7 protein-coding genes are annotated in these 5,930 nt (G+C 71.0%); 6 read left to right on the forward strand and 1 reads right to left on the reverse strand.

All coding sequences use genetic code 11. The features are described 5' to 3' along the window. Nucleotides 1-4: 4 nt before the first annotated feature. The 6 genes from NJ4_RS27215 to NJ4_RS24560 all read left to right on the forward strand — a co-directional run bounded on the left by NJ4_RS27215 (nucleotide 5) and on the right by NJ4_RS24560 (nucleotide 5,652). Nucleotides 5-154 (forward strand): thiamine phosphate synthase, encoded by a 150-nt coding sequence (locus tag NJ4_RS27215; RefSeq protein ID WP_407668097.1) that lies wholly within the window; start codon nucleotides 5-7, stop codon nucleotides 152-154. After that, on the forward strand, nucleotides 151-981 hold the full coding sequence (gene thiD / locus NJ4_RS24540; protein WP_067442001.1) for a bifunctional hydroxymethylpyrimidine kinase/phosphomethylpyrimidine kinase: 831 nt from the start codon (nucleotides 151-153) through the stop codon (nucleotides 979-981). The genes NJ4_RS27215 and thiD overlap by 4 nt, the downstream gene beginning before the upstream one ends. Beyond that, a complete protein-coding gene (thiC, locus tag NJ4_RS24545) occupies nucleotides 978-2,684 on the forward strand; it encodes a phosphomethylpyrimidine synthase ThiC (protein ID WP_067442004.1) in 1,707 nt (568 codons plus the stop codon). The genes thiD and thiC overlap by 4 nt, the downstream gene beginning before the upstream one ends. Nucleotides 2,685-2,799: 115 nt before the next feature. Then, nucleotides 2,800-3,387: a DNA-3-methyladenine glycosylase I gene (locus NJ4_RS24550; protein ID WP_067442007.1), complete on the forward strand. Its 588-nt coding sequence runs from the start codon at nucleotides 2,800-2,802 to the stop codon at nucleotides 3,385-3,387. 34 nt (nucleotides 3,388-3,421) lie between these two features. Continuing rightward, nucleotides 3,422-4,912 (forward strand): cobyric acid synthase, encoded by a 1,491-nt coding sequence (locus tag NJ4_RS24555; protein ID WP_067442010.1) that lies wholly within the window; start codon nucleotides 3,422-3,424, stop codon nucleotides 4,910-4,912. Next, nucleotides 4,909-5,652 (forward strand): cobalt-precorrin-6A reductase, encoded by a 744-nt coding sequence (locus NJ4_RS24560; protein WP_067442013.1) that lies wholly within the window; start codon nucleotides 4,909-4,911, stop codon nucleotides 5,650-5,652. The genes NJ4_RS24555 and NJ4_RS24560 overlap by 4 nt, the downstream gene beginning before the upstream one ends. A 3-nt stretch (nucleotides 5,653-5,655) precedes the next feature. Here the strand turns inward: NJ4_RS24560 and NJ4_RS24565 are convergent. Next, on the reverse strand, nucleotides 5,656-5,930 hold a 275-nt coding region (locus tag NJ4_RS24565), incomplete at its 5' end, for a cobalamin biosynthesis protein (RefSeq protein WP_174524636.1).

Raw genomic sequence — 5,930 nt, forward strand, 5'->3', positions numbered from 1 at the left:
CGGCGTGCCGGTCTACGCGCTCGGCGGCATCACCTCCGAGAACGCCGCTGCGGCTCGCACCGTCGGGGCCCGCGGCGTCGCTGTGATGGGCGAGATCATGCGTGCCGTCGACCCGGCCGCCACTGTCGCGCGCCTGCTGGAGGTGGTCGGATGACCCCGGCCGTCGTGCTCTCGGTGGCCGGCACCGACTCCGGCGGAGCGGCCGGGCTGGCCGCGGACCTGGCCACGTTCGCCGCCCACGGCACACATGGTGCCTGCGTGGTCACCGCGGTGACCGCCCAGGACACCACCGGCGTGCACGCCATCCACGTTCCGCCGTTCGACGTGGTGGCGGCACAGTTGGACGCGGTGCTCGACGACCTGCCGTTGGCCGCAGCGAAGACCGGCATGCTCGGCTCTCCCGAGACGGTCCGTCTGGTCGCCGAGCGGTTGGGCCACCTGCTCCTGGTGGTGGACCCCGTGCTGGTCGCCACCAGTGGCGCCGTCCTCGGCGACCGGGCGGTGCAGACGGCGTACGTGGAGCATCTGCTGCCGGTCGCGACCGTGATCACGCCGAACCTCGACGAGGCACGGGCGCTGCTCGGCTGCGACGGCGCGCCGGGGCAGCTGGCCGCCAAGCTGGCCGCCCTGGGGCCGGCGGTGGTCCTGACCGGCGGCGTCGCATGGGCGCCCGACCCCGGTGTGGCCGAGACCGAGACCGGACTCGTCTGCACCGACTGGCTGGCACTACCGGGTGCGGACCCCGTGCCGATCACCCACCCGGCCCTGCCCACCACCAACGACCACGGCACCGGCTGCACGTTCAGCGCCGCCCTCGCCGCGCTGCTCGCCCGCGGGCTGCCGATCCCGGCCGCCATCCGTCGCGCAGCGGCGTACACCTCCTCCCAGCTGGCGCTCAGCCGTCGCTGGGAGCTGGGCCGCGGTCGCGGCCCGATCGCACACCTGACCCCCCTGCACCACCGACACGAGGAGACCTCATGACCGTCCACGACGCCCACAGCCGCATCCACGTCACCGGCCCGCGGCCCGACATCCGGGTGCCGCAGACCCGCGTGCACCTGACCAACGGTGAGACCTTCGACCGCTACGCCACCGAAGGGCCAGGCTCCGTGCCCGAGGTCGGGCTGCCCCGGCTGCGCACCGACTGGATCGTCGAGCGCGGCGACACCGAGGCCTACGACGGACGCGAGACCCAGCTGCTCGACAACGGCCGCTCCGCCGTACGCCGTGGTGCGGCTGCCGACGAGTGGCAGGGCGACAATCCCCAATCCCGCAAGGCGATTGCCGGCAACAATGTCACGCAGATGCACTACGCCCGCAACGGCGTCGTCACTCCCGAGATGGAGTTCGTGGCGATCCGTGAGGGCTGCGACGTCGAGCTGGTGCGCAGCGAGGTCGCGGCCGGGCGGGCGATCATCCCGGCCAACATCAACCACCCCGAGGCCGAGCCGATGATCATCGGCAAGCGCTTCCTGGTGAAGGTGAACGCCAACATCGGCAACAGCGCGGTCACCAGCTCGATCGCCGAGGAGGTCGACAAGCTGACCTGGGCGGTGACCTGGGGCGCCGACACGGTCATGGACCTCAGCACCGGCGACGACATCCACACCACCCGTGAGTGGATCGTCCGCAACAGCCCGGTCCCGATCGGCACCGTGCCGATCTACCAGGCACTCGAGAAGGTGAACGGCGAGGCCGACAAGCTGACCTGGGAGATCTTCCGGGACACGGTCATCGAGCAGTGCGAGCAGGGCGTCGACTACATGACGGTCCACGCCGGCGTGCTGCTGCGCTACGTGCCGATGACCGCCGACCGCGTCACCGGCATCGTCTCGCGCGGGGGCTCGATCATGGCGGGCTGGTGCCTGGCCCACCACCAGGAGAACTTCCTCTACACGCACTTCGACGAGCTCTGCGAGATCTTCGCGCAGTACGACGTCTCGTTCTCCCTCGGTGACGGGCTGCGTCCCGGCTCGACCGCGGACGCCAACGACGAGGCGCAGTTCTCCGAGCTGCGCACCTTGGCCGAGCTCACCGAGCGCGCCTGGAAGTACGACGTGCAGGTGATGGTCGAGGGGCCCGGCCACGTGCCGCTCAACCTGGTCGAGGAGAACGTCGTGCTGCAGCAGGACTGGTGCAAGGGTGCGCCGTTCTACACCCTCGGCCCGCTGGCCACCGACATCGCGCCCGGCTACGACCACATCACCAGCGCCATCGGTGCGGCCACCATCGCGATGCACGGCACCGCGATGCTCTGCTACGTCACCCCCAAGGAGCACCTCGGCCTGCCGAACCGCGACGACGTGAAGACCGGCGTGATCACCTACAAGCTGTCCGCGCATGCCGCGGACGTGGCCAAGGGCCACCCGCGGGCCCGTGACTGGGACGACGAGCTCAGCAAGGCCCGCTTCGAGTTCCGCTGGCGTGACCAGTTCGCGCTCTCGCTCGACCCGCACACGGCGGAGGCCTTCCACGACGAGACCCTGCCGGCCGAGGCCAGCAAGACCGCGCACTTCTGCTCCATGTGCGGCCCGAAGTTCTGCTCGATGAAGATCAGCCAGGACGTGCGTGAGCGGTTCGGGTCGGCACTCGAGCCCGGCCTCGACCCCGAGGTGGGCATGAAGGAGAAGTCCGAGGAGTTCATCGAGCTCGGTGGGACGGTGTACGTCGAACCCCGCGCCTGACGGCCTGACCTGCCGAGCTGCGGCAGCTCGTCACGATCGGCCACGCGATGAGCGGGCGAGGCGGTCCGGACCAGACGAACTGCCGCAGTTCGTCACCGCTGGCAGACTGACCTCCATGACGGTGATGGGTGACGACGGACTGGCCAGGCCGACCTGGGCGGCGACCGATCCGATGATGCGCGACTACTACGACACCGAGTGGGGCATGCCGATCCGCGAGGAGAGCGCGCTCTTCGAGCGGATCAGCCTCGAGGCGTTCCAGTCGGGGCTGTCGTGGGCCACGATCCTGCGCAAGCGGACGAGCTTTCGCGCCGCCTTCGACGGGTTCGACGCCGAGAAGGTCGCGGCGTACGACGACTCCGACCGCGAGCGCCTGATGGCCGACGTCGGCATCGTGCGCAACCGGCGCAAGGTCGACGCCACGATCACCAATGCCCGGGCCACGCTCGCGTTGCGCGACGAGGGTGGGCTGGTCGACTTCGTCTGGTCCTTCCAGCCGTCCGAGACCCCGGAGCCGACGACGTACGCCGACGTGCCCACCCAGTCGCCCGAGTCGCTGGCGCTCTCGAAGGCGTTGAAGAAGAAGGGGTTCGCCCACGTCGGGCCGACCACGATGTATGCACTGATGGAGGCGGTCGGCATCGTCGACACCCACCTGATGGCCAGCCATCGCCGCGGCTCGTCCGGGGTCTGGCCGCGCTGACTCGCGCGGGTCCCGGCGCCGATAGGGTTCGGGCATGACTCGTGGTGCCCTTCTCGTCGCCGGCACCACCTCCGACGCCGGCAAGAGCATCGTGACCACCGGGCTGTGCCGCGCACTGATGCGACGGGGTCTGAAGGTGGCGCCGTTCAAGTCGCAGAACATGTCGAACAACTCCATGGTCTGCGGCGACGGCGCCGAGATCGGACGGGCCCAGTGGATCCAGTCGTTGGCCGCCGGGGCCGAGCCCGAGGCGGCGATGAACCCGGTTCTCCTCAAGCCCGGGGGCGACCGCCGCAGCCATGTCGTGGTGATGGGTCAGCCTGCCGGCGAGATCTCCAGCCGCGACTTCGTGGACGGACGACGCCACCTCGCGCACGCGGCGTACGACGCCTTCGACGACCTGTCCTCACGCTACGACGTGGTGATCGCCGAGGGCGCGGGCAGCCCGACCGAGATCAACCTGCGCGAGAGCGACTACGTGAACATGGGGTTGGCCCGGCACGCGTCGATCCCGACCGTGGTGGTCGGTGACATCGACCGGGGTGGTGTGTTCGCCGCGATGTTCGGCACCGTCGCGCTGCTGGAGCCGGCCGACCAGGCGTTGGTCGCGGGGTTCGTGGTCAACAAGTTCCGGGGCGACGCCACTCTCCTGACCCCCGGTCTCGACCAGCTCGAGGCACTCACCGGGCGGCGCGTGTATGGCACGTTGCCGTGGAATCCCCATCTCTGGTTGGACTCTGAGGACGCACTCGACCTCGAGGGACGTCGTACGCCGGACGGCGCTGCAGCCATGAAGGTGGCAGTGGTCAGGCTGCCCAGGGTCTCGAACTTCACCGACGTCGACGCACTCGGCATCGAGCCGGGTCTCGACGTGGTCTTCGTCAGCGACCCACGGGCGATGGCCGACGCCGACCTCGTCGTGCTGCCCGGCACCCGCGCGACGATCTCCGACCTGGCCTGGCTTCGGTCGCGTGGGCTGGACCGCGCGATCCTCGACCACGCGGCGGCAGGCAAGCCGGTCCTCGGCATCTGTGGTGGCTTCCAGATGCTCGGGCGTCGGATCACCGACCCGACGGGGGTGGAGGGCGTGGCCGCCGCCGACGTCGAGGGCCTGGGCCTGCTCGACGTGGCCACGACGTTCGCCGAGGAGAAGGCGCTGCGGCTGCCGACCGGTGAGCAACTGGGTGCGAAGACGAACGGCTACGAGATCCACCACGGCCGCATCAGCCGGGGCTCCGGCGAGGAGTTCCTCGGTGGTGCGCGGGCGGGGGCCGTGTTCGGCACGATGTGGCACGGCAGCCTCGAGGGCGACGAGTTTCGGCGCGCCTTCCTCGCCGCCGCAGCGAGCGCCGCGGGGCGTGAGTGGCAGCCCTCCGACGTGAGCTTCCCCGAGCAGCGGGAGGCCCGGCTCGACCTGCTCGGCGCGCTCGTCGAGGAGCACCTCGACGTCGACGCCCTCCTCGAGCTGGTCGAGCGCGGTGCACCGGCCGACCTCGCGATCCTGCCCCCGGGAGCGTCGCGATGAACGTCCTGCTCCTCGGCGGCACCGGCGAGGCGCGTGAGCTCGCGCTCCTGCTCGAACAACGCGGCGTCACCTTCACCTCGTCGCTGGCCGGGCGGGTGGCGCGTCCGCGGCTGCCCGTCGGACCCGTGCGCATCGGTGGCTTCGGGGGCGTCGACGGCCTGGTCGCCCACCTTCGCGACGAGAAGATCACGGCCGTCGTCGATGCCACACACCCCTTCGCGGAGGGCATGACCCGCAACGCGGTCGCGGCGTGCGCGGCGACCGGCGTGCCCCTGCTGCGTCTCGAGCGACCCGGCTGGGCCCAGGCTCCCGGCGCAGAGACGTGGCACTGGGTCGACGACCACGACGAAGCGGCCGCATTGACCGCCACGCTGGGGGAGCGACCCTTCCTCACCGTGGGCCGGCAGTCGCTGGACCGCTTCGTGGGCCCGTTGGCCGAATCGTCAGCGTTGGTGCGGGTTGTGGACCCGCCCGACCTCGCGCTGCCGGCCTCGTGGACCCTGCTGACGAGTCGCGGTCCCTATCGACTCGACGGCGAGCTGGCCCTGATGCGGGAGCACGCCGCCGATGTCGTGGTCACCAAGGACTCCGGTGGCTCGTTCACCTGGCCGAAGATGGAGGCCGCGGCCGAGTTGGGAGTGCCGGTGGTCGTCGTACGACGTGCTGCGTCGGCGCCCCACGTCGAGCTGGTCAGCGACCCTGCTGCGGCCGACGCCTGGCTGGTTCGCCGCGGCGTCTAGCCGTCAGTGACCTCGTCGGGCCATCGCCAGGGCGGCCGCGACGACGACCGAACCCCGATCAACCCGGTCGGCGAGCCGGACCGCTCTGGCGATGTCTGTGGCCTCGGGAGCACGGCCGCTCCCGAGGGTGTGCCGGTCCTCGACCCGCGTACCGTAGGTGTTCACGCCACCGAGCCGTACGCCGAGCGCCCCGGCGAACGACGCCTCGACCGGGCCGGCGTTGGGGCTCGGGTGATGGCGGGCGTCCGTGCGCCAGGCGGCGAACGCGGCGCGCGGCG

Origin of the sequence: Nocardioides jensenii JCM 1364 = NBRC 14755 (genome assembly GCF_001552535.1) — a bacterium.
GTDB classification, from domain to species: Bacteria; Actinomycetota; Actinomycetes; order Propionibacteriales; family Nocardioidaceae; genus Nocardioides; species Nocardioides jensenii.

Bases quoted from the DNA above. Each gene is read 5' to 3' on its own strand.
- thiD (WP_067442001.1), top strand. From the start codon at position 151: ATGACCCCGGCCGTCGTGCTCTCGGTGGCCGGCACCGACTCCGGCGGA.
- thiC (WP_067442004.1), top strand. From the start codon at position 978: ATGACCGTCCACGACGCCCACAGCCGCATCCACGTCACCGGCCCGCGG.
- NJ4_RS24550 (WP_067442007.1), top strand. From the start codon at position 2,800: ATGACGGTGATGGGTGACGACGGACTGGCCAGGCCGACCTGGGCGGCG.
- NJ4_RS24555 (WP_067442010.1), top strand. From the start codon at position 3,422: ATGACTCGTGGTGCCCTTCTCGTCGCCGGCACCACCTCCGACGCCGGC.
- NJ4_RS24560 (WP_067442013.1), top strand. From the start codon at position 4,909: ATGAACGTCCTGCTCCTCGGCGGCACCGGCGAGGCGCGTGAGCTCGCG.